The sequence below is a fragment of the Methylocystis sp. Se48 genome, from assembly GCF_056269425.1.
Window position 1 is genome coordinate 2,174,962 of the sequence record NZ_CM149850.1, and the last position, 26,841, is coordinate 2,201,802.

Annotated in this window: 23 protein-coding genes; 9 read left to right on the forward strand and 14 right to left on the reverse strand. The window is 66.1% G+C overall.

The features are described from left to right. Positions 1–9: 9 nt before the first annotated feature. A complete protein-coding gene (locus ACV959_RS10740) occupies positions 10–3,510 on the reverse strand; it encodes an AsmA-like C-terminal region-containing protein (RefSeq protein ID WP_475736601.1) in 3,501 nt (1,166 codons plus the stop codon). A gap of 134 nt (positions 3,511–3,644) precedes the next feature. Between ACV959_RS10740 and bcp the strand changes: the two genes are divergently transcribed. After that, positions 3,645–4,226: a thioredoxin-dependent thiol peroxidase gene (bcp, locus tag ACV959_RS10745; RefSeq protein WP_475736602.1), complete on the forward strand. Its 582-nt coding sequence runs from the start codon at positions 3,645–3,647 to the stop codon at positions 4,224–4,226. Between the two features lie 49 nt (positions 4,227–4,275). Here the strand turns inward: bcp and ACV959_RS10750 are convergent, their stop codons facing one another. Further along, positions 4,276–5,247, reverse strand: coding sequence for a tetratricopeptide repeat protein (locus ACV959_RS10750; RefSeq protein ID WP_475736603.1), 972 nt, complete (start codon positions 5,245–5,247; stop codon positions 4,276–4,278). A gap of 109 nt (positions 5,248–5,356) precedes the next feature. Between ACV959_RS10750 and ACV959_RS10755 the strand changes: the two genes are divergently transcribed. The 3 genes from ACV959_RS10755 to ACV959_RS10765 all read left to right on the forward strand — a co-directional run bounded on the left by ACV959_RS10755 (position 5,357) and on the right by ACV959_RS10765 (position 7,860). Then, entirely contained in the window at positions 5,357–5,677 is a 321-nt protein-coding gene (locus tag ACV959_RS10755; protein WP_475736604.1) for a YbjQ family protein, read from the forward strand. Between the two features lie 47 nt (positions 5,678–5,724). Beyond that, the gene (gene rnd / locus ACV959_RS10760) at positions 5,725–6,939 is read left to right on the forward strand and encodes a ribonuclease D (RefSeq protein ID WP_475736605.1); all 1,215 of its coding nucleotides are present in this window, start codon (positions 5,725–5,727) and stop codon (positions 6,937–6,939) included. Positions 6,940–7,485: 546 nt separating this feature from the next. Then, positions 7,486–7,860 carry a hypothetical protein gene (locus ACV959_RS10765; RefSeq protein ID WP_475736606.1) on the forward strand — a complete coding sequence of 125 codons (375 nt, stop codon included), beginning with the start codon at positions 7,486–7,488 and terminating at the stop codon, positions 7,858–7,860. A 46-nt stretch (positions 7,861–7,906) separates the two neighbouring features. Here ACV959_RS10765 and ACV959_RS10770 read toward each other — a convergent pair whose 3' ends face one another. Next, positions 7,907–8,359: an RrF2 family transcriptional regulator gene (locus ACV959_RS10770; protein ID WP_475736607.1), complete on the reverse strand. Its 453-nt coding sequence runs from the start codon at positions 8,357–8,359 to the stop codon at positions 7,907–7,909. Positions 8,360–8,459: 100 nt separating this feature from the next. On the opposite strand from ACV959_RS10770, the gene ACV959_RS10775 reads away from it, so the two are divergent. Next, on the forward strand, positions 8,460–8,825 hold the full coding sequence (locus tag ACV959_RS10775) for a group I truncated hemoglobin (protein WP_475736608.1): 366 nt from the start codon (positions 8,460–8,462) through the stop codon (positions 8,823–8,825). 5 nt (positions 8,826–8,830) lie between these two features. Beyond that, positions 8,831–9,790 (forward strand): 2Fe-2S iron-sulfur cluster-binding protein, encoded by a 960-nt coding sequence (locus tag ACV959_RS10780; RefSeq protein ID WP_475736609.1) that lies wholly within the window; start codon positions 8,831–8,833, stop codon positions 9,788–9,790. A 30-nt stretch (positions 9,791–9,820) separates the two neighbouring features. Here the strand turns inward: ACV959_RS10780 and ppx are convergent, their stop codons facing one another. The 11 genes from ppx to ACV959_RS10835 all read right to left on the reverse strand — a co-directional run bounded on the left by ppx (position 9,821) and on the right by ACV959_RS10835 (position 21,771). Beyond that, a complete protein-coding gene (gene ppx / locus ACV959_RS10785; RefSeq protein ID WP_475736610.1) occupies positions 9,821–11,341 on the reverse strand; it encodes an exopolyphosphatase in 1,521 nt (506 codons plus the stop codon). Then, entirely contained in the window at positions 11,334–13,556 is a 2,223-nt protein-coding gene (locus tag ACV959_RS10790; protein ID WP_475736611.1) for an RNA degradosome polyphosphate kinase, read from the reverse strand. The genes ppx and ACV959_RS10790 overlap by 8 nt, the downstream gene beginning before the upstream one ends. A gap of 82 nt (positions 13,557–13,638) precedes the next feature. Beyond that, a complete protein-coding gene (locus ACV959_RS10795; protein ID WP_475736612.1) occupies positions 13,639–14,340 on the reverse strand; it encodes a P-loop NTPase family protein in 702 nt (233 codons plus the stop codon). Positions 14,341–14,346: 6 nt separating this feature from the next. Beyond that, entirely contained in the window at positions 14,347–15,528 is a 1,182-nt protein-coding gene (locus tag ACV959_RS10800) for an AI-2E family transporter (protein WP_475736613.1), read from the reverse strand. A 69-nt stretch (positions 15,529–15,597) separates the two neighbouring features. Beyond that, positions 15,598–16,146 (reverse strand): CDP-alcohol phosphatidyltransferase family protein, encoded by a 549-nt coding sequence (locus ACV959_RS10805; RefSeq protein ID WP_475736614.1) that lies wholly within the window; start codon positions 16,144–16,146, stop codon positions 15,598–15,600. A 28-nt stretch (positions 16,147–16,174) separates the two neighbouring features. Continuing rightward, positions 16,175–16,966 (reverse strand): ABC transporter permease, encoded by a 792-nt coding sequence (locus ACV959_RS10810; RefSeq protein WP_475736615.1) that lies wholly within the window; start codon positions 16,964–16,966, stop codon positions 16,175–16,177. Further along, entirely contained in the window at positions 16,963–17,868 is a 906-nt protein-coding gene (locus ACV959_RS10815) for an ABC transporter permease (protein WP_475736616.1), read from the reverse strand. Before ACV959_RS10815 ends, ACV959_RS10810 begins: the two co-directional genes overlap by 4 nt. A gap of 2 nt (positions 17,869–17,870) precedes the next feature. Then, complete coding sequence (locus ACV959_RS10820; RefSeq protein WP_475736617.1) at positions 17,871–18,920, reverse strand: ABC transporter ATP-binding protein; 1,050 nt, start codon at positions 18,918–18,920, stop codon at positions 17,871–17,873. Next, entirely contained in the window at positions 18,917–19,621 is a 705-nt protein-coding gene (locus tag ACV959_RS10825) for a class I SAM-dependent methyltransferase (protein WP_475736618.1), read from the reverse strand. The genes ACV959_RS10820 and ACV959_RS10825 overlap by 4 nt, the downstream gene beginning before the upstream one ends. Then, positions 19,618–20,103 carry a DNA polymerase III subunit chi gene (locus ACV959_RS10830; protein ID WP_475736619.1) on the reverse strand — a complete coding sequence of 162 codons (486 nt, stop codon included), beginning with the start codon at positions 20,101–20,103 and terminating at the stop codon, positions 19,618–19,620. Before ACV959_RS10830 ends, ACV959_RS10825 begins: the two co-directional genes overlap by 4 nt. 117 nt (positions 20,104–20,220) lie before the next feature. Further along, complete coding sequence (locus ACV959_RS10835; RefSeq protein ID WP_475736620.1) at positions 20,221–21,771, reverse strand: leucyl aminopeptidase; 1,551 nt, start codon at positions 21,769–21,771, stop codon at positions 20,221–20,223. 349 nt (positions 21,772–22,120) lie between these two features. Between ACV959_RS10835 and lptG the strand changes: the two genes are divergently transcribed. The 3 genes from lptG to ACV959_RS10850 all read left to right on the forward strand — a co-directional run bounded on the left by lptG (position 22,121) and on the right by ACV959_RS10850 (position 26,681). Continuing rightward, a complete protein-coding gene (gene lptG / locus ACV959_RS10840; protein WP_475736621.1) occupies positions 22,121–23,206 on the forward strand; it encodes an LPS export ABC transporter permease LptG in 1,086 nt (361 codons plus the stop codon). After that, positions 23,206–25,794 carry an LPS-assembly protein LptD gene (locus ACV959_RS10845; RefSeq protein WP_475736622.1) on the forward strand — a complete coding sequence of 863 codons (2,589 nt, stop codon included), beginning with the start codon at positions 23,206–23,208 and terminating at the stop codon, positions 25,792–25,794. The genes lptG and ACV959_RS10845 overlap by 1 nt, the downstream gene beginning before the upstream one ends. Positions 25,795–25,883: 89 nt before the next feature. Further along, entirely contained in the window at positions 25,884–26,681 is a 798-nt protein-coding gene (locus tag ACV959_RS10850) for a DsbA family protein (RefSeq protein ID WP_475736623.1), read from the forward strand. Positions 26,682–26,841: the final 160 nt, after the last annotated feature.

Genomic DNA, 26,841 nt, shown 5'->3' on the forward strand with positions numbered 1-26,841 from the left:
CGCTCCGCCTCAGCGCCGTTCCGGCATCCGCGCCGTTCCGTCCAGCACGCCCATGATCTTGCGCATCAGTCCCGGCGCGATGGCGGAGAGCGGGTTCACGTTGACGACGGGCGACGAGAGCGATCCCGTGACGCGATAGTTCAGAGCGAAAATCCCCTCGTGCTGGCCGCCGGCGATGACGACGCCGAGGACGGGAATGTTCGACAGCAGACTGTTGAGCGCATAGGCGGGCACATAGGATCCCGACAGGTCGATGCGGTCGCGCGGAAAGTCGAAGAACCCGTCGAAGGTCATACCGATTTCCGGGCCGGACATCACGCCCTCCCGCACAGACAATTGGCCGCTGGCCCAGGTGAAATTAGACTGCAAACGTCCCACACGCACCGAGTCCGGATCGAATCGCATAACGCCCTTGTCGTCCGTGCGCGCGGCGCCGCCTTGGGCCATCAACTGGCGCATGGCGGGCTCGCCCTTCACGTAGAAATCGCGAATCCGGATCGACCCGTCCGCGCGGTTCTGGCCAAGCTGCACAGTAGCGTTCAGAACGCCGCTTTCCATTTTCCGGTAGAGATCGAGAAAGGCGAGGAAAGATCCGCCATCGTTCGTGGAAATTTCCAGTTGCTCGCCGCCGCTCTGGCTGCGCAGCGTCGCCGCGACCTGTTCGCGGCCGAAATTGCCGGTGACGGACAGGGCCCGCGGATGGCCGCCGCGCGTTTCGTAATGAAAATCGACGTTGGAAAGTATCTGCTTCCCGTGGCCGGTGACGATCGGCGCCTTGAAGTCGACGTCGACGTCGTCGACTGAAGCGGCGCCCTTCCCGGAAGCGCCCGTTGCCTTGCCGCCCCCGGAGCGGATGAGCGCGGCGAGCATCGGTCGCGCGTCGAAATTGGATCCGCGCGCGACGATTTTCAGCGCGCCGCCGCCGCGCTGGAGGTCGATCTTCATGTCGTCGCCCGGCGACAGGCGCGCCGGCGACAGTTTCGCAGCGCGAAACGCGCCCTCGCGCGTCAGTTCGATCACGCCCTGCGCCTGGATGGGGCCGGCGTCGAAGCTCAACTGGTCGAGCGCGATTCCATCCCCCCGCTTCGTCAGCAGGAAAGACGCCTTCGCCGGCCGGCCGGCCGCTTTGACGACTCCGGGAATGGGGTTGTCGAAAACGGTTCGGGTGAGATCGAGTTCGATCTGCGTATTGAGGTCTTCCGCGGGCAGCGGCGTGCGCACGACCGCCGCAACGGTACCGCTCACGCCCGGAAGGGAATAGCCGGCGCGCTGGCGCGCCGCTTCGTCGAAAACGAGCGTGACCTGCGCGTGCGCCGGCCCTTTCTCGCCGAAGCCGCGCTTCAGTTCTATCGTCGCCGGCGCGCCGTAAATCCGCCCCGCGCCATTGACGCGCAGACCAGCGCCGTCGGCCAGGACATGCAGGCTGGCGCCCTCCAGCCGCTCCTTCCCGATGAGCCGTTCGATGGTGAGGCTGCTGGCGTTGGCGTCGATCGAGAAAGTCGTCATCTCGTCGCGCGCCTTGTCCCCGATCTCGAAATTGAGCCGCAGCTTGCCGTCGATCTGGCCCTTCAGCGCGGACGAATCGACGGGAACACTCGCATGAGGCGAGACGGCGGGCAGCGACAATATGTCGGCGACCGCCTCGACGTTGCCGGCGATCCGCAGATCGAGCGCCGCCGGAGTGGGGCGCAGCGCATTGTCTGCGACGGAAAACCGCCCTTCGGACAAGGTAAGACGCCGTCCCGGAGCGGTTTCGAGCGCGCCGGACGTCGCCTCGAAACTGGCCGTTCGGCCTGTCACATGGAGACGTCCCGAGACTCCGACGAAGGGCGCGAGCCCGGGCAGAACGTCGATGACCGTGGCGTTGACGACTTCGCCGACGGCTTCGACCGAATCGTCGGGCGGCGGCAGCTCGTAGCGCATGGCGGTCAGCGCGTCGTCGTCGAATTCGCCCGCGCAATGGGCGCGCTTGATTACGCCGACCGGCACATGCGACACGAACCAGGCGCGCACGGGCGGCGTGACATGGGTCGGCCACAGGCGCGCCAGCGTCTGTATCTGCGTGTCGGCGACGTCCAGCGTATAGGCGACGCGCGGCGCGCCGCGATAGACGACGGAGCCCGTGACGTCGACCCGGACATCGGGGCCCGAGAAACGGAAACGGTCGACCAGCACACGCCCCTGCCCGTGCATCACGCGCGCCTGGAGCGCGCCTTCGCTGACCGCGACATCTTTTTCAGCGGCGCGCTCCGGCGCCACGACGGTCGGCCGCAAGAGGCGCAGACCGATCGTCCAGGCGTCCGCGCCGGGATCGGCGCCCGCAGGAAGCTCCGCCGGCGCCGACGCCTCGCCGGCGATGGCCATGTCGAAACCACCGGCCTTGAACTGGACGGGGGCGACGACGATCTTGCGCGCACCCACGTCCCAGGCCGCCTCGGCGCTGATCCTATCGATCATCACGGGTTCGTGATCCGGCTCCTCGAGCCGGAAGAAGCCATGGCCGACCGCGAACCCGCCCTTGGCCTCGAGCACGTTGTCGTCAGGTCCAAGCGCAAAGGACAGGTCAAGCGAGAACGGCGCATCCGTATCGAAGCGCGATGTGCGGAATCCGCCCACGAGCGAGGCCTCGTCGAGCGAGAGATCGCGTAATTTCGCGAGAAATTCCCTCCGGCGCCCCGGCGCTCCCTTGGCCACGGCGACCGCGCTCCAGCGCCGTGACGGCCCCGTCGCCGCGAGGCTGAAGCGCATGGCGCCCTCGCCCTTGTCCAGGCTCAGCGCCACGTCGTCGTAGCGAATCACGCGGTCGATCGTGCGGTCGTCAATGACGAGCCGCCCGTGCCGCAGGCCGACGCGATCGAGCACGCCGATGGGGCTATCTCGGCTTGTCGCGAGGTCCATGACGCCGCGCAGCGCCGCCGCAGCGGTCTTGAGCAGCGCGACGCGCTCCACGGGAACGACGGGCGCTGGGGACTCGGGGGCTGCCGGCGGTTCGACCGGCTTGGCGGCGGAGACTGGTTCGGCCCCGGCCGAAATGGCGACGGCGCCGTCCGGCTGAACGGACAGGCGGAGTTCGAGGTCGAGCACCTCCAGACGCCTCGGCTGGACCCGGCCAAGGAGAAGCGAAGGAAGATCGAGCGACAGCTGCGCGCGGGGCGACGCCACGATGGGGCGCCCGCCCGATTTCACCACGAGGCCGTCGATCGACAGCGTCGGACCGTGATCGGCGTTCGCGATCGACACGCCGGCAAGCTGAAAGTCGTAACGCCCGGCGAAATATTCGTTCAGGGAGGCGACGATTCTCGGCGTGAGCCAGGCGAAGCTGAGGGGTCCGCGCGACAACAGCAAGAAAAAGGCGCCGAGCGCCACCAAGGTGAGCGCCAGCGAGCCGAGGCCGACGCAGGCCGCCCCGCGCGCGAGCCCGCCCATGCGTCCGCGCGGCCGCAGTCTCGGCTGCCGCCGCCGCTCGGCCAGCCGACCGTCGCGATCCTCACGCCCAGCCTGTTCCGTCAATCAACCTCGCTTGCGGCGATCAGGGCCTTTACAGAAAACGATGCGAACTTGTCGCTAGGCGCGCTTGCCCGCCGGCGCCATGTCTGCATTCTTTAGCCGGATTCTAACGGCGGTTGCGACGAAAGGAAGGCGCCATGGCCACGAAAGCGGCGACGACGAAATCCGAGAGGGGTAAATCCAAAGCCGGGACCGCGTCCGCCTCCGCGGCCGAGAAATCGAAGGCGACGGCAAAGGTCGAGGCCGCGCCCGCGGCGGGCCCCGGCGAAGGCGACGCCGCGCCGCAATTCGATCTCCCCGGCGCGGGCGGCGAAACGATTTCGCTCGCCGCGCTGAAGGGAAAGAAGGTCGTCCTTTACTTCTACCCCAAGGACGACACCTCTGGCTGCACCAAGGAAGCGATCGAATTCAACGGCTTGCGAGACAAGTTCGCGAAAGCGAAGACGGTCGTCATCGGCATGTCGCCCGATTCCGTGAAGAGCCACGACAAATTCCGCGACAAATACGAACTCGCCTTCCCCCTCGCGTCGGACGAATCGAAGGACGTTCTCTCCGCCTATGGCGTCTGGGTGGAGAAGAGCATGTACGGCCGCAAATATATGGGGGTCGAGCGCTCCACATTCCTCATCGACGCCGACGGCAAGATCGCGAGGGTCTGGCGCAAGGTGAAGGTTCCCGGCCACGCCGAGGAAGTGCTGGAGGCCGCGAAAAAGCTGTGAGGGGCCGGAAAAGCGTCCCCGCCCTCACGCCGGCGGGGACGGCTGCGCGTCAATTGTGCTCGTGTTCGGCGGCGGGCGCAGTATCAGCCGGCGCGTCGCCGCCTGTCGCCGCCTTCCTGGCGATGATCTTCGCCATGTCGTCGGCGCCCTTTTTTGCCGCCGCGAGATCGGGCTTCAGCGCCAGCGCCGCCTCGTAGTCCGCCCTGGCGCGCTCGAAATCCTTCTTGCCGCGCCAGGCGTTGGCGCGATTCACGAGGGCGTTGACGTTTTTCGGGTCGATTTTCAGCGCGGCGTCGAAATCCGCCAGCGCCTTGTCGAATTCGCCCTTCGCGTAATGGCACGCGCCCCGCCCGTTGTAGGCGGATGCGAGCCTGGGCTCGCGTTTGACCGCCTGCGAGAAATCCTCGATCGCGCGGTCGTGCTCCCCTTTGCCGTGAAGATAGGCTCCGCGGGCGACGAGCGGCGCGGCGGATTTCTTGTCAAGCTTCAACGCCTCTTCGAGATCGGCGAGCATTTTCTCCGCGTCGCCCTTCATGCGCCAGGCCGACGCGCGCGCCATGAAGGCGGCGACATTCTTCCTGTCGCGCGCGATGACCCGATCGTAATCCGCGATGGCGGCGTCGAGATCGCCCTTCGCGTGCTGGGCCGCGCCGCGCGCGAGCATCACGACGGTCGAGGTCGCGTCGAGCTCGAGCGCCTTGCCGAAATCCTCGATGGCGCGGCCATAATCGCCCTTCGCTTGATAGGCGCTGGCGCGATTCACATAAGCCGCGAGCTGATTGTGCTTCGTTTCTTTCCTGATGTCGGCGATGACCTGCGTGCAGCCCTGGATCCGCTGGTCGGGGTCGCCGGAGCGGCAGAGCTTCCAGCCCGGGCTGACGCCGCCTCCATGCGCCGCGCGCGCTTGCGAAACTGTGAGGGCGCCGGCGCAGAAAGCGAGCGCGACCGCCGCGCGGGCGGCGACGGAAAAATGATCGACCATTTGGCGGAAAAGCTCCCTGATGAAGAGTGGCGACGGCATGCTACTCGTTTGGGCGCCGGCCGCAACATCAATAATGCGCTGTTTCCGGCGGGCCCGGCTGCGGATACGCTATCGTTCAATTGCGATTCGCATTTTCCAGGAGTTTTCCATGATCGTCTCCACGACGAACGAGGTTGCGGGTTATCGCATTGTTCGCCATCTCGGACTGGTCCGGGGCATTACGGTGCGATCGCGCTCCGTCGTCGGAAATTTCTTCGGCGGCCTCCAGACGATCTTCGGCGGCAAGCTCTCGGTCTATGTCAATCTTGCGGAGGCGACCCGGCAGGAGGCCTTCGACCACATGTGCGCACACGCCGCCGAGGCGGGCGCAAACGCCATTATCGGAATGCGTTACGACGCCAACGACATCATGGACGGCGTCACCGAGGTTCTCGCCTACGGCACAGCCGTCATCGTGGAACGCGCATAGCGCGAAAAAGCTTCAGACTTCGGGCGAAACTGGGTAGACTGGCGTCAATGAGCCTGCTGACCACCACCGACGAACTGGCCGCCATCTGCGACCGCTTCTCGCGGCACCCCTTCGTGACCGTGGACACCGAATTTTTGCGCGAAACCACCTTCTGGCCGAAGGTGTGCGTGATCCAGATCGCTTCCCCCGAGGAAGCGGTGGCGATCGACGCGCTCGCGGAAGGGATCGACCTGTCGCCCTTTTTCGAGCTTATGGCGAACGCCGAGGTCGTCAAAGTCTTCCACGCCGCCCGCCAGGATCTCGAAATCATCTGGCGGCTCGCGCGGCTGATCCCCGCGCCGCTCTTCGACACACAGGTCGCGGCCATGGTCTGCGGCTTCGGGGAGCAGGCCTCCTATCTCGAACTCGTTAAGGCGATCACCCGCGCAAATCTCGACAAGTCTTCCCGTTTCACCGACTGGTCGCGGCGGCCGCTCTCTCCGGCCCAGATCGACTACGCCATCGCCGACGTCACCCATCTGCGCGACATCTACACCACGCTGAGATCGCGGCTCGAACGCTCCAACCGGCTTGACTGGCTCGCGGACGAAATGGAGACGCTCACCTCGCCCGCGACCTATGAGCAGCACCCGGAGAACGCCTGGGAGCGGCTGCGCCATCGCGCCCGCAAACCCCGCGACCTCGCCGTTCTGATGGAGCTCGCCGCCTGGCGCGAAGCCGAGGCGCAGAGCCGCGACGTCCCGCGCTCCCGCGTGCTCAAGGACGACATGCTCATCGAAATCGCCCAGGCCGCGCCGCGCACGCCCGAGGCGCTCGCCAATCTCCGCTCTTTCCCTAAGGGAATGGAGCGCGCCCGCGCCGGCGCGGACATCATCGCCGCCGTCGAACGCGGCCTCGCCCGCGATCCGGCCAGCATTCCGCGCATCGAGCGGGAGCGGCGCGGCTCGAACGGCGCCACGGTGGAACTGTTGAAGGTGCTGCTGCGGCAGGTCACCGAGCAGACCGGCGTCGCCGCCAAGATGATCGCCACGGTCGAGGATCTGGAGGCGATCGCGGCGGACGACCGCGCCGACGTGCCCGCCCTCAAGGGTTGGCGCCGGACCATTTTCGGCGAGCGCGCGCTTGAACTGAAGCGCGGCCGTCTAGCGCTCGCGATCGAGAACGGCAGAGTGGTGACGCTCGATTGGCAGGACGCCGAGCCCCAGGACGCCGAGCCGGCGCCCTCGACCGAATCGCCCGCTGAAGCCTCGGTCTCGGACTGACCAGCCGAGGCGCGGACCCGCAAACTTCCAGCGAACCAAGCCGCCCGGCCTGTCGCGGCTTCGCGCGGTCGCGCGCTCACGTCAGAAAAGGAAACGCCTGCGCGCCCGAAAAGCGCTTCGGCCACCCCTTCTGCGGCGCTGCGGCCTTCGGACGCAGACCGCTCGTGCGAGGCGTTCCAAGGGTCCAAAACCGGCAAAAGCGTCAGTCCCGCTGAGCGACCGAGGCCGGCAATAATGATAGACACATTCTATCATTTCGGAGCATAGGGCGCTGTCGTCACAGATCTTTTTCTCTTTGTGAGCATAATAATCAACCACGATCTGAGCCAAAAACAAGCTCCTCCGGCTGACGTGGAAATGACTTCTCTATATCCATATAGATCAATGTTATACGATATTTTTTTGCGGCGCAGTATTGAAATGCTGCACCGCGGCGCTACCTTCCTCTCAGCGACGGCCGGCTGCGGCAACGCCAGCCGGAGATAGGACGGAAGGCGCTCAGGGGAGCGCTCTACCGCCTTCGTCGATAGAAGAAAGGAATAGATCATGAAAACACGGTATATCGCGACGGCGCTCGGCGGAGCCCTGGCCCTGACGGCTGCGACGCCCGTGTCGGCCGCCGATTCCTGGTCCGCGATGACGATGAAGCCTTTGATGGCGACCAGTCTCGACGCCGGGGGCGCCCATGTCGTGAGCTATTTCCAGAACGTCGACGGCGCCTGCCGGCTGACCCTGATGATGGCGGACGCCGCGGAAGGGGGCGCGCGGACCCCGGCGCGCGTGCAGCTCACGGTCGCGCCGGGCCGGAGCGCAAATGTCGACGACGCCGACGGCAAATCGTCGCGCTTCACCTGCCTTAAAAGCGCGGAAGCGATGAACGTGATCCGCGTCGATCGGTTCGCCGCCTTTCGGGCGGAGTGATCTCTACCCGCGCGCCTTCCGGATGGCCGCCAAAGCGCGGCCATCCTCACGCCGCCGGCGGCGGCGCCTCTATCCCAAGCCGCGCCGCAACGCCACTCGAATTGTTCATGACGTCCGCGAGCGTGTAGCGGTCCAATACGGCGAAGAGCGCTTGCAACGACTCGTTGAAAACGCGCTGAAGGCCGCAGGCCCCGAAAATCACGCAGCCGTTCTGACCCGCGCCCAGACATTCGGACGCCGCAAATTCCGGCTCGAACATCCGCAACAACCCTCCAACATTGAGTTGGGCCGGCGCCTTCGCGAGACGCAGTCCGCCGTTTCGGCCCCGCGTGGCGATAACCAGATTCAGGCGCGCCAGCTCCAGCGCGACCTTTCGCAAATGGTTCTCGGACGCCGCGAAGGCAGAGGAAATTTCAGGGATCGTCGCGCCCCGCTCTCCGGCTATCGCTAGAAAGATCAGAATTTTGAACGAAAGATCGCTGTGCGTCGTCAGCCGCATCCGTGGTCCTATCGCGAAGCTTTTATGTGGCTCTATCGTCCCGCTTTGGCAGGCTTATTATAAAGATGCATCAGGAATACATCTTTAGGGAGGAACCACCATGTCCAGTCTTTATGAGCGTCTCGGCGGCGAGAAAGCCGTCAACGCCGCCGTCGAACTCTTCTATCGCAAGGTTCTCGCAGATGGGCGCATCGCGCGCTTCTTCGATGGCGTCGACATGGACGACCAGATCGCCAAGCAGAAGTCGTTTCTGACGATGGCCTTCGGCGGCCCGAACAAATACACGGGCCTCGACATGCGCAACGCCCACAAGCGCCTCGTCGCCATGGGGCTGAACGATTCCCATGTCGACGCCGTGATCGAGAACCTCAACAGCACCCTGCGCACGCTCGGCGTTCCCGAGAAGGAAGTCAAGGAGGTTGCGGCGCTCGCCAATTCCGTCCGCGACGACGTGCTCGGTCGCTGATCGCAGTGTCGACGCTCACCTACAAGGATCGCCCGGTGGACATCTCGCCGGGCGAGACCGTCCTCGAAGCGCTGCTGCGGGCGGGCGTCGACGCGCCTTATTCGTGCCGCGCCGGCAATTGCCAATCCTGCTTGCATCGCGCGGTCGAGGGCGGCCCGCCGCCGGAGTCGCAGGTCGGCCTGAGCGACGCCCAGAAGGCGCTGGGTTTCTTCCTTCCCTGCGTCTGCCGGCCCAGGGGGCCGCTCACCATCGTTCCGCCCGACGACGTGGGCGCGTCGCTCGAAGCCACGGTCCATTCGATCGACCAGCTGTCGCACGATATCGTGCGTCTGCGCATCGAGACGGAAAATTTCAGCTACCGGCCGGGTCAATTCCTACAGCTCATCGCCGGCGAAGACCTCAAACGTCATTATTCGCTCGCGAGTCATCCCGAGGAAGATCCCTTCCTCGAAATGCACATTCGCCTGCATCCCAACGGCCGCATGAGCCGGCATGTGATGGAGAAGCTCGGCGCAGGCCACAAAATCCACGTCGCCGGCCCCTCGGGCACGTGCTTCTACGAGGGCGTCGACCCGGACCAGCCGCTCGCCCTGATCGGCGCGGGGACCGGCCTCGCCCCGCTCTACGGCGTGCTGCGCGACGCATTGCGCCAGGGCCATCGCGGACCCATCCGCTTGTATCACGGGGCGCGCGATCCCAAGGGCCTCTACCTGGTGGACGAACTCCAGGCGCTGGCCGGCGCACGCGACAACGTCGACTACTTCCCGTCGCATCTCGACGCGAACGCGCCCCATGGCGGGGACGTCGCCGCGCTGGCGCTGGACGCCGAGACGCCGCGTGTGGCTCAGACCGCCTATTTTCTCTGCGGCGGCGAAAATCTGGTGAAACGGCTCAAGCGCGACCTGTTCATGGCCGGTGCCAGCCTGAAGGCGATTCGGTCGGACGCCTTCACGCCGGCGGCGTGACGACGGCTCGACAGGCCCGCCTCCACGCGACTACGTCGCGATTTCGATCGCGGCGTCGACGCCAAGAAGCCGCCCGAAGGCTTTCAATCGGCTGAGCACCCGGTCGCTCACGAGGTCGGCAAAATCGCCGGGCAAGGTCAGGACGAGCCCCTCCTTGCGAAGACGCAGGCTCGTGCGCGGCAGGACGCCCGGGATCGAGGCCGACAGGAGATAGGCCACCCGCATCGCGGCGCCGAGGAGGCGCGCGCGCACGAAAAGCCGCGTCGTAAGCAGGCTGCGCAGCATCCCCACGCTGTCGCCGCCGTCCGGCCCCTCGTGACGCAGGACAACCGCGAGCGAAAGAAACGCCCGGCCCGGATGGTCGACCGAAACGAACGGCCCCTGCGTGACGACGGTCAGGGCGCGCTCGGAACGATATTCCGGATGCGCGCGCCAGGCGATGTCCGACAGCAGGCAGGCGGCGTGACGCAGACGTCTTTCCTCGGGCGTTTCGTCGATGACGCCCGAGGCCATGAACGCGTCCGTCCAGGCAATCAGATTGTCGCCATAGCCCGGCGCGCGGGAAAACAGAACCTCTAGCTCGCGCGAGGCGGACAGCAAGGGATCGACACGCCGTTCGGACTCGGCCAGGCGATCGAAAAGGAGCCCCTCCCGCACGCCGGCCGCCGAGATGACGATTTCTTTCGGCTTGGCGCGGCGGATGATCTCATCGAGCACGATGGCGCCGTAGGCGAGAAGCGGCCGGCGCGCGGCGGAGACAACGCCGATGTCCTCGATCGCCTCGCTGTCGATATGTTCGACGAGCGCGGCGAAATCCGCCGCCTCATTCGTCTGGATGCGGTAATTGTGCATCACGCCGAGCGGATAATTGCGCTGGCGCATATGCAATTTCGCGAGCGACCGCCAGGTGCCGCCGACCGCGTAGAACGCGCGGCCCTTGAGATGTTCGAGCGGCTTCGCGTCCGCGATGGCCTTGCGGGCGATGCGCGTCGCGTCGCGCGGGGAGCGCCGCGAAGCGTCCATGAGGGCGAGGCCGCCGAGCGGCAGCGTCACGCCTTTCCCGAGTTCTTCGCCCTTCACGTCGATGAGTTCGAGCGAGCCGCCGCCGAGGTCGCCGACGACGCCGTCCGGCTGATGAATCGCCGAAACGACGCCGAGCGCCGACAGTTCCGCTTCGCGCTTGCCGGAGAGGAGACGGATGTCCCGCCCGATCGCCGCGCGCGCGGCGTCAAGAAAGGCGGGGCCGTTCTCCGCGTCGCGCGCGGCCGCCGTCGCAATGACCTCGATGTCCGAAACGCCCATCGTGTCGCACAGCGCGCGATAGCGCCGCAGCGCCATCAACGCCTTGTCGACGCCCTCCGCAGGCAGACGGCCGGTGGTGACGACGCCCTTGCCCAGCCCGCACATCGCCTTTTCGTTGAAGATGGGCGTCGGCGCGCGCGAGAGCGACTGGTAGGCGACGAGGCGCACGGAATTGGAGCCGATGTCGACGATGGCGACCGGCGCCGCCGTCGCCTCGACGGGCTGCTGGCGGAAAAGCGACCTAAGCATCTTGCTGGCGTTTTAGCAGCGAACGCGGCCGCCAGTCCTTGAGCGATTTGCCGCGGCCGGAAAGGCTCGGATGCGTCATGAAATATTTATGCGCGTTGAAGCGCTCCTCGCCGTCTGGCGGCGCGACTCGCTGCGAGGAGCCATCCGGCAGCACGCGATAGCTCTGCTCATTGTCGATGAGATTGGCGAGCATGATCTGATCGAGCAATTGCTGGTGCACCGTCGGATTGACGATGGGCAGCAAGACCTCCACGCGCCGGTCGAGATTGCGCGGCATCAGATCGGCCGACGAGATGTAGACGTGCGCGCGCGGATGCGGCAGCGGGTGGCCGCCGCCGAACGCGTAGACGCGGGCATGCTCCAGAAAGCGCCCGACGATGGATTTGACGCGGATGTTTTCGGAAAGTCCCGGAACGCCGGGCCGCAGGCAGCAGATGCCGCGAACGACGCAGTCGATCGAGACGCCCGCCCTCGACGCGGCGTAAAACGCGTCGATGATCTCGGGATCGACGAGCGCGTTGCATTTCGCCCAGATGGCGCCGGGCTTGCCGGCTTTGACGAATTCGATCTCCCGCTCGATGTGTTCGAGCAGTTTTTTCTTCAGCGAGATCGGCGACACGGCCATGCGTTCGAGCCCCGCGGGCTCGGCGTAGCCGGTGATGTAGTTGAAGATGCGCGAAACGTCGCGGCCGATGACGGGGTCCGCCGTGAAGACGGAGATGTCCGTGTAGATGCGCGCCGTCACGGGATGGTAGTTGCCCGTGCCGATATGGCAGTAGGTCGCAAGCCCCGCGCCCTCGCGCCGCACGACCATCGACAGCTTGCCGTGCGTCTTGAGTTCGATGAAGCCGAAGACAACCTGCGCGCCCGCGCGCTCCAGATCGCGGGCCCAGCGGATATTGGCTTCCTCGTCGAAACGCGCCTTCAGTTCGACGAGCGCGGTAACCGATTTGCCCGCCTCCGCCGCCTCGACGAGCGCGCGGACGATAGGGCTGTTGTTCGAGGTGCGATAGAGCGTCTGCTTGATGGCGATAACGTTCGGATCGCGCGCGGCCTGTTGAAGGAACTGAACAACGACGTCGAACGACTCGTAGGGATGATGGACGCAGAGATCCTTCTGCTTGATGGCCAAGAAACAGTCGCCGCCATTGTCGCGCACGCGCTCCGGGAAGCGCGGATTGTACGGCTTGAATTTCAGATCCGGCCGGTCGAGCGCCACGAGTTCGGAGAGATCGTTGAGCGCAAGCATGCCGTCGATCTCGAACGTCTCGGTCGGCGCGACGTCGAGTTCGTCGGCGACGAGCGCGCGCAGCGTCTCCGGCATGTCGGCGGCGACTTCGAGACGGATCACCGATCCGCGCCGCCGGCGTTTCAGCGCCGTCTCGAAGAACAGCACGAGATCTTCCGCCTCTTCCTCGACCTCGAGATCGCTGTCGCGGATTACGCGGAAAAGCCCCTGCCCGCGCAGCAAATAACCCGGGAAGAGCCGCTGCGCGTTCATCGCAATCAGCGTTTCGAGCAGCATGAAGCGCTCGCGGGTTCCACCGTGATTGGGCAGATGAACGAAGCGCTCGATCTTCGCCGGCAGGCGCACGAGGGCCTGCAGCGTCTTGCGATCGCCGGGCCGAACCAGCTCCAGCGCCAGAGTGAAACCGAGATTGGGAATGAACGGGAACGGATGCGCCGGATCGACGGCGAGCGGCGTCAGGACAGGAAAGATGCGGTTGAGGAAATGATCCTCCAGCCATTCGCGGTCCGGCTTCGAGAGGTCGCCGGGCTCGACGATGACGATGCCGACTTCCTCGATTTCCCGGCGCAGATCGCGCCAGCGGCGCAACTGCTCCTTGGTGAGGCGCACGACGCGCTCGCTGATCTTGGCGAGTTGCTCGGCCGGCGTCAGCCCGTCCTGCGACACGGTGGTGAGGCCGGAGCGCACCTGGCTGCGCAGACCCGCGACGCGCACCATGAAAAATTCATCGAGATTGTTCGCCGAGATCGACAGGAAGCGCAATTGCTCGAGCAGCGGATGATTCTTGTTCGACGCCTCCTCGAGAACGCGCCGGTTGAATTCGAGCCAGGAAAGTTCGCGATTGATGAAGCGTCGCGGCGAAACCGCGAGTTCCTCCGGGTGCTCCAGAATTTCGCCCGCCGGATCCATGACCTCGATCGCGGCGACCTCGACATCGGCCCCGCTGCGCTCGACGTTCTCTTTCATTTTCGCCTTCATGCCGCTCCGTTCCGCCCCTTTGCATCATGCCACAACCGCGCCGCGCGCGGCAGGCGAAAACGTCGCGCCTTCACTCCTCCGCGCCGGGCGGCGGCCCGGCGAAGCGCTCCATCACCTGCGCGGCGAGCGCGCGGGTCACGGGACGCCGCTGGGCGAGCGCCTCCCGATCCAGCGCCGCGACAAAAGCGCGCGCGGCGTCCAGCGAGCGTTCCAGGCGCAGCGCGGCATAGGCGAGCGCCGGAGGCTCGACCAGCAGTTGCCGGTCGCGAAACAGCTTCTCCAGCACGGCGCGCATCAGCTCGTCGTCGGGCGCGCCGATTTCCACCACAGGGGCGCGACGCAATCGTGACAGAAGATCCGGAAGCCGGACGTCGGCGGCGGTCGGCCGCCGGCGCGCGCTCATCAGCACGAAGACCCGGTTCTCCACCGCGACATTGAGCAGATGAAAAAGGGCGGTCTCGTCCGTCGCGCGGTCGACGTCGTCGATGACGATGGCGGCCGGAGACTGCGCCATAAGGCGCCCGACGTCAGGCAGCGCGTACGGATCGGCGCGGCAGGCATGAGCGCGCGCCGTGAAGATCGCGAGCAGGTGGCTCTTGCCGCTCCCCGGCGGGCCGACAAGCAGCAAAATCCTGTCCGGCCAGTCGGGCCAGCGCTCCACCATCGCCAGCGCCGCTTCGTTGGAGGGCGCACGCAGGAAGTCGTCGCGGCCGTAGCGCGGCGCGAGCGGCAGCTCCAGCGGAAGCTGGACTGGCCGGCCCCCCCCTCCCATAGCGGCTCAGGCCCTGTCGCGGGCGTAAGGGCTCTCACGATAGAGCGCGCTGGCGCGGTAGCGGCGGGCGAGAAACCGCATCAGGGCGCCAAGCGCGGCCGCGGCCGGAACCGCGACGATGAGGCCCGTGAAGCCGAAGAGGGCGCCGAAGGCGAGCAGCGCGAACATGATCCACACGGGATGCAGGCCGACGGACGCCCCGACGAGACGCGGAGAGAGCACGTAGCCGTCCATGACGAGGCCGGTGGAGACGATGGCGATCGCCTCGATGGGGAGGTTGATATGCGGCCACGCTTGCACCACCGCGATGATGATCGAGAGGACAAAGGCCGTGATCGACCCCACATAGGGGACGAAACTCAGAAAGCCGGCGATAACGCCGATGAGAAAGCCGAAATTGAGCCCGATCGCGGAGAGCCCCACGGCGTACCAGACCCCCAGGAAGAGACAGACGAGCGACTGTCCGCGCACGAATCCCGCAAGCGCGCGGTCGATGTCGCGCGCGAGCATCCGCACGTCCTCCCGATGACGCGGCGGAACCAGATCGTCGATGATCTGGACCATGTGATCCCAGTCGAGCAGCATGTAAAAGGCGACGACCGGGGTGATGACGATGAGAGATATGACGTTGATCAGCGCATAGCCGCGCCAGACGAGCGACTTGATAAAATCCCCGACCAGCGCCGCGCCCTGGCTGGCGAGGTCGTTGAAATATTTCTGCGCGTCGAAGCTCGCGCCCGCGGCGCCGAGGCCGTATTTCTCGAGCCATTGGTTGATGGTCTCGTTGGTGAATTGCTCGCTCCAGTCCGTGATCAGGCCGTGCAGAGTCTGTAGATAGCCGGGCAGCGCGGTCAGGAATCCGGTCAGCTGATGCGAGAGAATGGGCAGGAGGACGACGAGCGCCGTCACGACGAAAGCGATGAAGGCGACGAGCAGGAGCAGCGCCGCGCCGAGACGCGACGCGCCCATGCGTTGCAGGCGGTCCGCGACGGGATCCAGCAGATAGCCCAGCGCCGTGCCCGCGACGAAGGGCGCGAGGACCGGACTCAAAAGATACAGGACCGCCGCCAGTGCGAGAAGCGTGATCCCCCAGAGCATGAGCTGACGCTCCAGGCTCAGCCCCGCCCATTTGACGCTGCCTCGCGAGAGTGAGTCGCCCGGCTCGACATCGACAACCGCGACCGTCATAGACTCGTCCGCTGGTTTGTGCGCGCCCCGACTACGGGCGGCCGCCGGCTGATCCTTCCGCGCCATTGCTCACGGCCTCATGTACTGGACCCAGAGCGACAGATAGACGCCCGCGGAAGCAACGGTCAATGCGGCGACGCTCGCGATCAACGCGCTTCGTGCTTCGTCCAACCTCAGGCCGTAGGCCTCGCCGGCCAAGACCAATCCGGCGAGCGCGATCTGCAAGGCGGTTGTGATCTTCGAGGAAAAGTGCGGCCTGACCTTGACAGGGCGAGCCAGAAACCACGCCACCAGCACGCCGCCCAGGATCAACGCGTCGCGCGAAACGACGAGGATCGCGAGCCAGGGCGGCAAATCGCCGGCGATCGCCAGCGAAATATAGATCGAAACGATGAGCGCCTTGTCGGCCAGCGGATCGAGCACCGCGCCGAGTTCCGACTGGAGGCTGAAGGTCTTGGCGAGCAGGCCGTCGAGCGCGTCCGAAACGCCCGCGACGGCGAAGATGACGAAGGCCTCGGGCCATCTGCGATCGACGATCATCATGACGGCCGCCGGCGTCAAGACCAGCCTGCCAATCGTGATGAAATTCGGTAGCGACGCAAACCAGTTGAAGGCCATGATCTCTATCTGGCGCGCGCGCGGCGCGTCACAATCCCTTGCGCCTCCCCGCCCGCATGACGAGCGCCGAAACCCCCAGCGCGACCGCGACGAGGCCGAGCAGCAGCGTCGAGATCGCGTTGATCTGCGGGGAAACGCCGAGCCTCACCTGCGAATAGATGCGCATCGGCAGCGTCGTCGCGCCGGGCCCCGTGGCGAAGCTCGCGATCACCAGATCGTCGAGCGAGAGCGTGAAGGCAAGGAGGAAGGCGCTCGCAATGGCCGGCGCGATCTGCGGCAAGGCGACGAGCGCGAAAGCCTTCGCCGGCGTCGCGCCCAAATCCATCGCCGCTTCCTCGAACGTCGGATCGCAGCCGCGCAGCGCCGACAATAGCGCAACCGTGGTGAAGCACATGGTCAGCGTCACATGGCCGATGACGAGCGTCCCGAAGCCGCGGCCGACGCCCAGCGTGACGAAGCAGGAAAGCAGCGCCAGGCCGAGCACGACCTCGGGCAGCACGAGCGGCGCATGAATCGCGCCGAAGAACAGCATCCGCGACCGAAAGGCGCCGTAGCGCGCGAGCGCAATGGCGGCGAGCAGCCCGAGACAGGTCGCGATGGTCGCAGAGACGGCCGCGGCCGCAAGGCTGACCTTGGCGGACTGGATCAGAAGATCGTTGTCCAGAAGCGCGGCGTACCATTTCGTCGAAAAGCCGCCCCAGACGGAAACGAGACGCGACGCGTTGAAGCTCATCGCGGCGAGAATGACGATCGGCGCGTAAAGGAACAGGAAACCGGCGGCGAGAACGGCGCGGCGCGCGGCATTTGCGGCCGCGCTCATCGGCCCCCCTCCTCTTCCCGCAGCCGCGCGCGCTCCCAGATCAGGAGCGGAAAAAGGAGAATGCTCACGAGAACGATCGCCGCCGCCGACGCCGCGGGCCAGTCGTGATTGGCGAAGAAATCGTTCCACAGCGTGCGGCCGATCATCAGCGTGTCGGAGCCGCCGAGCAGATCGGGAATGACGAATTCGCCGACCGCCGGGATGAAAACAAGCAGCGCGCCCGCAACGACGCCCTCGCGCGAGAGCGGCAACGTAACGCGCAGAAAAACCTGCGCCGGCGTGGCGCCGAGATCGGCCGCCGCTTCGCGCAGGCTCGCGTCCTGTCCCTCGAGCGCGGCGTAGATCGGCAGCAGCATGAAGGGCAGATAGGAATAGACGACGCCGACGACGACGGCGCCGGTCGTCGCGAACATCTCGATCGGCGCGTCGACGACGCCCAACGCCATCAGCGCGTTGTTGATGAGCCCTTCGTCCTTGAGGAGCGCGATCCAGGCGTAGACGCGGATGAGAAAGCTCGTCCAAAAGGGCGCGGCCGCGAGACCGATGAGAAAGGGACGCCATGGGCGCGGGCTGCGCGCGATCGCCAGCGCAAAGGGATAGGCGACAAGCAGCGTCGTCGCCGTCGAAACGGCGGCGATCCAGAGCGACGAGACGTATGCGTCGAAATAGAGGCTGTCGGCGAAGAGCGCGCGGTAATTGTCGAGCGTGAGCGTTTGCGCCTTCGCCCACCATTCGGCGAATGTGTCCGTGGGCAGGAAACGCGGCTCATAGGGCGGACGCGCCAGAACGGAGCGCGACAATGAAATCTTGGCGATGAGCAGCATCGGCGCGAGGAAAAAGGCCGCGATCCAGAGATAGGGAACGGCGAGCGTCAGCCGCTGGCCGAGCGAAAGGCGTCGCATCCTCACGCCTCCTCCGCAAACAGCACGCCCGCATCCGGCGCGATGGTCAGTTTCACGTCGTCCCCGATCGCGAATCGCCCCGCGTGCGCGCCGACGCGCAGCGCCATGTCGGGCGCGACGCGCACGCGCAGCAGCGTATATTCGCCGCGAAAGACAAAGTCCTCCACTCGGCCCGGAATGCCCTCCCCGTCCCGCGCCACGCCGATGCGCTCCGGCCGCACGCTCAGCGTCGCGCGCGCCCCTTCCGGCAGCAGGCATTCCGAACGCGGCAGATGCGCAAACGATGCGACGAAAACGGGGCCGCCGTCGCGCGCGACCGCGCCCTCGATGAAATTCGTCTCGCCGACGAAGCCCGCGACGAAGCGCGTCGCCGGCTTCTCGTAGATGTCGATCGGCGAGGCGATCTGCTCCACCTTGCCCGCGCGCATCACGGCGACGCGATCGGCGAGCGCCAGCGCCTCGTCCTGGTCGTGAGTGACGATGACGAAACTCGTCTGCGTCTTCCGCTGGACTTCCTTGAGCTGGAACTGCGTCTCCTCGCGCAGCTTGCGATCCAGCGCGCCGAGCGGCTCGTCGAGCAGCAGCAAGGCGGGGCGCGGCGCCAGCGCGCGGGCGAGCGCGACGCGCTGCTTCTGCCCGCCCGACAATTCATTGATGCGCCGCCGGCCGAAGGGCGCGAGCTGCGTCATCTCCAGCAGTTCGCCGACGCGCGTGCGAATCGCGTCTTCCGGCTCTCCCTTGCGGCGAAGGCCGAAGGCGACGTTCTCGAACACGTCGAGATGCGGGAAGAGCGCATAGGACTGGAACATCATGTTGACGGGCCGCCGATAGGGCGGCACGCCCGCGAGATCCTCGCCCCGCAGCGCAAGCCGCCCGCCGTCCGGCGTCTCGAAGCCGGCGATGCAGCGCATGAGCGTTGTCTTGCCGCAACCCGAGGGGCCGAGCAGCGCGAAGAATTCGCCCGCGCCGACGTCGAGCGAAACGCCGTCGAGCGCGAGGACGGCGCCGTATCTCTTTGTCACGCCTTCGACGGAAAGAAGCGGCGCGCTCACCTGCCGCCCTCGCGGCGAAATTCGGCGCGCCAGTGGCGCACGATCGCGTCGTTCGCCGGAATGTCCTCCAGCGACGCGAGGCGCAGGCCGTCGATCGCGAGCGCCTCAATCTGCGCGCGCGTCAGCGGCCAGGGCGGCCCGTCGACCGCCTGCGCCGCGTCGCGCGCCCGGGAGATGACCAGCAGGGCGCCGCCGGCCGCGACGAATGACGCGAGCGCCCGCGCGGCGTCGGGCAGCAGAACGGCAGGCAGCGCCTGAAGCGTATAGAGTTCGTGCACGAGATCGAAAGCGCCGCGCCACTCTGCGGGCGGGGCGAACAGATCAGCGGCGCGGTAGTCGACCGCGCTTTGCGGAAACCGCCGCCGCGCCCAATCGACAGCGCGTTCGACGAGGTCGAAGGCGGTCACCCGCGCGCCGGCGGCGGCCAGCGCCTCGGCGTTGTCGCCGAGCCCGCATCCGACGTCGAGCGCGCGCAACCCGGCGAGCGAACGCCCCTCGAGCCATTGCGACAGCGCGGGATGCGGCGCGAGCCCCGCCCAGGGAACGCCGGCCGGATCGTCGCCCGCGAGTTTGTAAACCGCCTCGAACCATTCGGCGCGTTTGGGGTCGGCCGCGACGCCGCCTTCGCGCTTGTGCGGATCGATCGCGTCGAGTTTTTCGCGCGCTTTGGCGCGGCGGGCTGCGAAATCGGCCTCGTTCATGACGTCGCTTTCGGTTCGCGCGCTTTCTCCACCCATCGGCCGCTCTCGTCCTGTTGCTGGTAGATCAGCCTGTGGCCCGAGTCGCGCAGTTCCTTCCACTGCGCGCGGGCGTTCTGCAGCTCGTGCGGATCTTCGCCGTCGAAGAGGAGAACCGCGCGTTCGCGGGGCGCCGCCTCGCGCGCGAGCACGGGCGCGATATGGGCGCCGTCGAGGAAAAAGCGCACGTCCGCGCGGTTGGGATTGTCGTCAGCGCAGGTGAGGTAAATCGGCAAGGTCTCGGGCGAGGCGTCTGCCTTCGTCCCATGCGGCAGGAAACTTTCCCGCCTGTACGACCACAAATGCAGATCGAGCGCCCGCAGACGCGCGTCGTTCACCGCCTGGACCGCCACGCGCCAGCCGCGCGAGAGCGAGAGCTCCAGCAAAGTCGGAAGCGTGTCTTCGACCCGGCGCGTCTGGTGGTGATAGAAGGAAATATCGACCATTGGCGCGCTCCCCCGACCCGTGACATGGGCTGTCGTCGGCGAACTCGCGCAGGGCCGCGGGCCTGTCGTCTTTCATCTCCCGGACGATCGACGACGGCGCGCGGCAGCGCGTACGCCTCACCCCTCGTAATAGTCCTTCACCAGCCGGTCGAGCAGCCGCACGCCCCAGCCGGATCCCCAGCTCTGATTGATGTCGCTCGAGGGCGAGCCCATGCCGGTGCCGGCGATGTCGAGATGCGCCCAGGGCGTCTTGCCGACGAAGCGTTGCAGGAATTGCGCGGCGGTGATCGAGCCCGCGTGACGCCCGCCCGTGTTCTTCATGTCGGCGAATTTGGAATCGATCAGCTTGTCGTAAGCGGGACCCATCGGGAAGCGCCACAACTTCTCGCCAGTTGCGGTTCCGGCCTTGGTCAGCCGGTCCGCGAGTTCGTCGTTGTTGGAGAAGAGACCGCCATATTCCTGCCCGAGGGCGACAAGGATCGCGCCCGTCAGCGTCGCGAGATCGACGATCGCCGCCGGCTTGTGCTTCTCGATGACGTAAGTAAGCGCGTCGGCGAGCACCAGGCGGCCTTCGGCGTCGGTGTTGATGACCTCGATCGTCTGGCCCGACATGGACTTCACGATGTCGCCGGGGCGCTGGGCCTTGCCGTCGGGCATGTTCTCGACGAGGCCGAGAACGCCGACGACGTTCGCCCTCGCCTTGCGGGCGGCGACAGCGTAGAGCGCGCCGGCGACGGCAGCGGCGCCGGCCATGTCGCCCTTCATGTCTTCCATGCCGGCGGCGGGCTTGATCGAAATGCCGCCCGTGTCGAAGACGACGCCCTTGCCGACGAAAGCGATGGGCGCGGCGTCACTGGCGCCGCCGTTCCAGCGTAGCACGACGAGGCAGCTTTCGTTCTCGGAGCCCTGCCCCACGCCGAGCAGCGCGCGCATGCCGAGTTCGGCCATCGTCTTTTCGTCGAGGATTTCGACCTCGACGCCGAGCTTCATCAGCTCCGAGGCGCGCCGGGCGAATTCCGCCGGCGGCAGCGCATTGGCGGGCTCGTTGACGAGAGTGCGGGCGAGAGCCACCGCTTCGGCGGTGTGCGCCGCGTCGGCGACAAGCGCTTTCGCGCTCTCCTCGTCCGCCACGCCGAGCGCCGCCTCGATCGGGCCGCCGTCCTTGTCGGCGTCGTCTTTTTTCTTGGTTTTGTAGAGATCGAATTTATAGGCGCGCAGCCAGCCGCCGAGCGCGAATTGCGCCGCCGCGGCGGCGGGCTCCGCCGGCGCCTCCGGCAAGTCGAACAGAATCACGGCCGAAGCGCCCTGCCCGAGCTTGGCCGCCGTCTGGCCGCCGAGCGAAAGATAATCCTCGAATTTCAATGGTTTATCGCCGTCGTCCGGCGTCCCGGCGCCGACGCCCATGACGAGCAGGCGGCTTGCTGGCGCGCCGACGGGCGCCAGAATTTCTAGACACGACCCCGACTTGCCCTTGAATTTCGCGGCTGCGGCGGCGCGGTCGATCTGAGGCTTCGCATCCTTCAGCAGGGTTTTGACGCGATCGGCCATCGCGAGATCCGTTCCCGCGAAGACGACGAGCGTGCGCGGACGGCTGGCGTCCTCCGGCGCCCGCAGCGCCGCCTCGGCGCCGTCGAAAGAAAGAACCTCGAATTTCGCGTTGAGAGACATTTTTGGCCTCGCTGGAGGCGCCGCCGACCGGCGGCGGCCGCGCTGTGAAATGTTGGGCGCGCAATATCGCGGCCAAGGGCGCGGGTCAAATCATGCCCCCAAATCGCCGCGATCCGAACGGAAGATGATTCCGTTGCGAAAAAGCAACGTTCGGTAAATGAATGCGTTGGGAGCCTGCTCGACAGATCGGCGCCGCTTGCGCGGGCGCCCGGCAGCGTCTAGCCATGGCTTTCGGAGTCGCCTCGGGCGCTCGAGTCAGTAACAGCGGGAGCGAACCGGGGCCGATGGCGACGAAGACGCGAATTTGCGCTCCGACGCTTTCGATGCGCGCGGTCCGCGGAGCGTCGTCATGATCGGCGTCACCATCACCCGCTATTTCGCCTGGCGCTTCACGCGCACGATTCTGACGATCTTCTTCACGATTTTCTGCCTGATGTTCGTCGTCATCTTCGTGGAGATGCTGCGGCGCGCGAGCGACAATCCGCAGGCGGGCGCGGGCGTCGTGGCGCTGATGACGGCGATGAAGGTGCCGGCGGCCGCCGAGATGATCCTGCCCTTCGCGGTCCTCTTCGGCTCAATGGCGACCTTCGTCGACCTGACGCGCAAGCTCGAACTGATCGTGGCGCGGGCGGCCGGCATGTCGGTCTGGCAGTTCATTGCGCCGCCCGTGCTCGCGGCGCTCGTCATCGGCATTTTTTCGATCGCCGTTTACAATCCTCTTTCCGCAGAAATGAAGCAGCGGTCCGACCAGATGGAGCTGGAGCTTTTCGGCGTGCCGGGAAGCATCCGAATCGACCACAGCGTGTGGCTGCGCCAGCATGGCGTCGACGGCCTTGCCGTCATCCACGCCATGGACTCGTCGAACGGCGGAATCGACCTCACCGCGGTGAGCGTCAACATTTACGGCAAAGATGGCGGCTTCCTCGAGCGCGTCGAGGCCGGGAAGGCGCATCTGGAGCCTGGCGCCTGGGCGCTGACGGACGCCACCATCAGCGCGCCCGGCGAGCCGGCCCGTCAAGTAAAGACCTATCTGCTCGCGACGGATCTCACGCCCGAGCAGGCGGCCGCCGCGACCACGCCTCCCCAGGGCACCCCCTTCTGGGATCTCCCGGAAATGACCGCCCGGACGGCTGAGGCGGGGCTCGACGCCACCGGCTACAGGTTGCAATTTCAGACGCTTCTGGCCCGGCCGCTACTTCTCGTCGCCATGGTTCTGGTCGCCGCTAGCTTCTCGTTAAGGTTCTTTCGATTTGGCGGCGTTGCGAAGACCCTTTCGGGTGGCGTCGTGGCAGGCTTCGTGCTTTACGTGTTAACTAAAATCCTCTCGGATCTCGGGGGCGCGGGGCTGATCAGTCCGCTCGTCGCCGCATGGTCGCCTGCGCTTGTCGGGAGCATGTTGGGCACGCTCACTTTACTTTATTCGGAGGACGGCTGATGGGCTCGCGCCGCCTCCGCCTTCTCCCCGCGCTTCTCGCCAGCGCCTCCGTTTTCGCCGGAGCGTCCGCCCTTGCGGCGTCGCGCCCCGCGGCGGCGACGCAGGATACGGCCGCGCGCATGGTCGTCGAAGCCAGAGAGATGGTCTACGACGAGAAAAAGAATACGGTGACCGCCCGCGGACAGGTCCAGATCCTTTTCAAGGGCCGGATCCTAGAGGCCGACCGCGTCGTCTACGACCGCAACACGTCGCGCGTTTTCGCGGAGGGCCACGCGAAGCTCACCGAAGCGAACGGAACCGTCGCCCGCGCGGAGCGTTTCGACCTCACCGACGACTTCAAGCAGGGCTTCATCGAAAGCCTGCAGGTCGACTCGGCCAACGACACGCATTTCAGCTCGCCGCGCGCAGAGCGCGCCGACGACATCACGACCTTTCTGATGGGCGCCTACACGGCCTGCGAGGCCTGTAAGGACGACCCCTCGAAGCCGCGCACCTGGGTGCTGAAAGCGAAGCGGATCATCCACGACAACGTCGAGAAGATGATCTACTACGAGGACGCCTCCTTCGAGCTCCTCGGCACGCCGATCGCCTACGTTCCCTTCTGGTCGTCGGCCGATCCGACGGTCAAGCGCAAATCCGGCTTTCTCACGCCGGTCTTCACATACCGCTCCCAGCTCGGAGCCGGCTTCGGCATACCCTACTTCTGGGCGATCTCGCCCGACGCCGATCTGACCATTACGCCCGCCGTCTTCTCCCGTCAGGGGCCTTACCTCACCGGCGAGTTCCGCAAGCGCTTCGACAATGGCAGCCTGTCGTTCCGGGCTGAGGGCGCGCATGTGGGCGATCCGGGCGCCTTCGCCGCCGCCCCGCTCGGCGCGGGCGGCAAGGAATGGCGCGGCGCGCTCCAGACGCAGGGGGAGTTCTCGCTCAACGACCGCTGGCGGGCGGGCTGGGACATCACGGCCCTCTCGGATCGATATTTCCTGCAAGATTACAAGCAGTACAACTATCTGCTTCAGAACTACTTCTTCCGCGAAGCGTCGTCGACGATCTATCTGAACGGCCAGGGCCCGCGCAGCTTCTTCGACATGCGGGGCTATTACTTCCAGGTCCTGTCGCCCAACGACGTGCAGGCGCAGCAGTCGGTCGTGCATCCGGTGACCGACTACAATCGCGTCTTCGACATCGAGCCGGCCAAATTCGCCGGGATCGGCGGACAGGTCGAACTCGACGCGAATGTCACGAGCACGTCGGGCGACGTCGCCAACTACGAATCGATCAATCCGCGCCGGCTCGACGTCATCTACGGGCTCTACAACGTCTGTTCGATCTATTCGCCGACGATCGACCGCAACGGCAGCCAGTGTCTCTTGCGCGGCGTCGGCGGCGATTACGAGCACGCGACGATCAGCGCGAACTGGAAACGCAAGGTCATCGACCCGATCGGCGGCGTATGGACGCCCTTCGCCTTCGCGCGTTTCGTCGGCAGCTATCTGAACTACGACCGCCAGGGGCGGTTCCCGATCTACAGCTACGACGCGTTGTCGGCGACCTATTCGCCGATTCCCAACATAAATCAGGGACTGTTCCTGAACGGCGCGGACAACCGCTTCCGGGGGCAAGCGACGCCCGGCGTCGGCGTGGAGTGGCGCTATCCGCTGCTGGCGAGAAGCCCCATCGGCAATATCGTTTTCGAGCCGATCGTTCAGCTCGTCGCCCGCCCGAACCAGACGTCCATCCCCTCGCTCGTCAACATCGACGCGCAGAGTCTCGTCTTCGACGACTCGACGCTGTTCGAATGGAGCAAGTTCTCAGGCTACGACCGTTTCGAGACCGGCACCCGGCTCAACTACGGCGGCCAGGCGACTCTGGCGCTCACGAACGGCGGTTACGTCAACGCCATGCTCGGTCAGTCGACCCAGATCGCGGGCGCGAACGCCTATTCGACCGCCGACGCCGCGAATGTCGGCCTGAATTCGGGCCTCGACACGCGAACGTCTGACATCGTCGGCCGCTTCGCCTTCGCGCCGGCGTCCTTCGTCAGCTTCATGGCCAAGGCCCGCTTTGACCAGAGCACGATGTGGGCGCGGCGGATCGATCTGCTCTCGACATTCCATATCGATCCGTTGCACCTGGAGCTGCAATACGCGAACTACTCGTCGCAGCCGGCGATTGGCTTCGATGTGCGCCGCCAGGGTCTTTCGGCGACGGGCCGCTACGACCTCACGAAGCATTATTTCCTCAACGGCACCGTCACCTTCGACATGAGCCGTTATCTTTACAACTCCTGCACGAGTCTGACCGGCGTCTGCCCCACGTCGAGCGGCATCAACGTGGTCGGCACGGCGCCGCTGTTCTCGGTCGCGGCGCTCGGCGCGGGCGTCGGCTATCACGACGAATGCACCACGCTGGCGGTCAACTATTCCCAGATCTATCAGCCGCAGTCGACCACCGGCCTGCCGGCGCGCAACCAGTCCGTGATGGTGACCCTGCAGTTCCGCACGCTCGGCGAGGCGCGGTTCAACTACGGCCTCGGTTCCGTGCTGGTGAACGACGGCGTCCGCAATCCGACGTCGAATCTGCGCTGAGCCATGCAACGGGCCGGGCCAAATGACAGGCGTCCGGCCGTTTGTTAGAAGCGCGCGAGCGGAACGCCCCGCGCACGAAGGAGAAAGAGATGCGCCTCCCCCATTTCCTGGCCGCTGCGCCGCGGCGCGCCCTCGCGCTCGCGGCCGCCGTCGCGGCCCTGTCGCTCGCGGCCACGGCAACGACCCGGGCGGCCGGCGAGTTTTCGGCTGCGCAGAAGACGGGGATCGAGAAGATCGTTCATGACTATCTTGTCGCCAACCCGGAAGTCATTCGCGAGGCGATCGACGAACTCGAGAAACGCCAGAAGCAGGCTGAAGCGGCCTCGCGCGAAAAGGCCGTGAACGAGCAGGGCGACAAGCTCCTCGGCTCCGTCAACCAGGCCGTCGTCGGCAATCCCGACGGCGACGTCACGCTCGTCGAATTTTTCGATTACAATTGCGGCTACTGCAAACAGTCGCTCGCCTCGGTCGCCAAGCTCATCGAAAATGACCCCAAATTGCGCGTGGTCCTGAAGGACTTCCCGATCCTCGGCGCCGACTCCGTCGAGACCGCGCAGATCGCGACGGCGGCGCGCATGCAGCTCAGCCCCCAAAAGTTCTGGGAATTCCACAAGAAGCTGCTCTCCACCCGCGGCCATATCGGCAAGCCGCAGGCGCTGGCCGCCGCCAAGGAGGCGGGCGCGGACATGGATCGCCTCGAAAAGGACGCCGCCAGCCCAGAGACTCAAGCGGCGCTGAAGGAAGTCGCCACGCTCGCCGACCAGCTGAAGTTCGACGGCACGCCTTCCTGGGTGATCGGCAAGGAAGCGGTCGTCGGCGGCCTGCCTTATGCGCAGCTGAAAGCCAAGATCGACAATATGCGGAAATGCGGCAAGGCGACCTGCTGAGAAGCAGGGCGCGCCCGCCTTTCCACGCCTGACGGCGACCCCTTAGCCCGGCGCCCGCGGCCGTCTTCCGGACGCGTCGCCGGGCTTTCTTTGTGGACGCAATGAGTCTAAGAAAAGACGCGCGTCGCGCTTGTTGGAACAATGGGATCGTTCGGGAACG

What these genes read in the sequence shown, in the direction of transcription:
- bcp (WP_475736602.1), top strand. Translation starts at nt 3,645, where the DNA reads ATGGCCACGAAAGCGGCGACGACGAAATCCGAGAGGGGTAAATCCAAA.
- ACV959_RS10750 (WP_475736603.1), bottom strand. Translation starts at nt 5,247, where the DNA reads ATGCCGTCGCCACTCTTCATCAGGGAGCTTTTCCGCCAAATGGTCGAT.
- ACV959_RS10755 (WP_475736604.1), top strand. Translation starts at nt 5,357, where the DNA reads ATGATCGTCTCCACGACGAACGAGGTTGCGGGTTATCGCATTGTTCGC.
- rnd (WP_475736605.1), top strand. Translation starts at nt 5,725, where the DNA reads ATGAGCCTGCTGACCACCACCGACGAACTGGCCGCCATCTGCGACCGC.
- ACV959_RS10765 (WP_475736606.1), top strand. Translation starts at nt 7,486, where the DNA reads ATGAAAACACGGTATATCGCGACGGCGCTCGGCGGAGCCCTGGCCCTG.
- ACV959_RS10770 (WP_475736607.1), bottom strand. Translation starts at nt 8,359, where the DNA reads ATGCGGCTGACGACGCACAGCGATCTTTCGTTCAAAATTCTGATCTTT.
- ACV959_RS10775 (WP_475736608.1), top strand. Translation starts at nt 8,460, where the DNA reads ATGTCCAGTCTTTATGAGCGTCTCGGCGGCGAGAAAGCCGTCAACGCC.
- ppx (WP_475736610.1), bottom strand. Translation starts at nt 11,341, where the DNA reads ATGCTTAGGTCGCTTTTCCGCCAGCAGCCCGTCGAGGCGACGGCGGCG.
- ACV959_RS10790 (WP_475736611.1), bottom strand. Translation starts at nt 13,556, where the DNA reads ATGAAAGAGAACGTCGAGCGCAGCGGGGCCGATGTCGAGGTCGCCGCG.
- ACV959_RS10795 (WP_475736612.1), bottom strand. Translation starts at nt 14,340, where the DNA reads ATGGGAGGGGGGGGCCGGCCAGTCCAGCTTCCGCTGGAGCTGCCGCTC.
- ACV959_RS10800 (WP_475736613.1), bottom strand. Translation starts at nt 15,528, where the DNA reads ATGACGGTCGCGGTTGTCGATGTCGAGCCGGGCGACTCACTCTCGCGA.
- ACV959_RS10805 (WP_475736614.1), bottom strand. Translation starts at nt 16,146, where the DNA reads ATGGCCTTCAACTGGTTTGCGTCGCTACCGAATTTCATCACGATTGGC.
- ACV959_RS10810 (WP_475736615.1), bottom strand. Translation starts at nt 16,966, where the DNA reads ATGAGCGCGGCCGCAAATGCCGCGCGCCGCGCCGTTCTCGCCGCCGGT.
- ACV959_RS10815 (WP_475736616.1), bottom strand. Translation starts at nt 17,868, where the DNA reads ATGCGACGCCTTTCGCTCGGCCAGCGGCTGACGCTCGCCGTTCCCTAT.
- ACV959_RS10825 (WP_475736618.1), bottom strand. Translation starts at nt 19,621, where the DNA reads ATGAACGAGGCCGATTTCGCAGCCCGCCGCGCCAAAGCGCGCGAAAAA.
- ACV959_RS10830 (WP_475736619.1), bottom strand. Translation starts at nt 20,103, where the DNA reads ATGGTCGATATTTCCTTCTATCACCACCAGACGCGCCGGGTCGAAGAC.
- ACV959_RS10835 (WP_475736620.1), bottom strand. Translation starts at nt 21,771, where the DNA reads ATGTCTCTCAACGCGAAATTCGAGGTTCTTTCTTTCGACGGCGCCGAG.
- lptG (WP_475736621.1), top strand. Translation starts at nt 22,121, where the DNA reads ATGATCGGCGTCACCATCACCCGCTATTTCGCCTGGCGCTTCACGCGC.
- ACV959_RS10845 (WP_475736622.1), top strand. Translation starts at nt 23,206, where the DNA reads ATGGGCTCGCGCCGCCTCCGCCTTCTCCCCGCGCTTCTCGCCAGCGCC.
- ACV959_RS10850 (WP_475736623.1), top strand. Translation starts at nt 25,884, where the DNA reads ATGCGCCTCCCCCATTTCCTGGCCGCTGCGCCGCGGCGCGCCCTCGCG.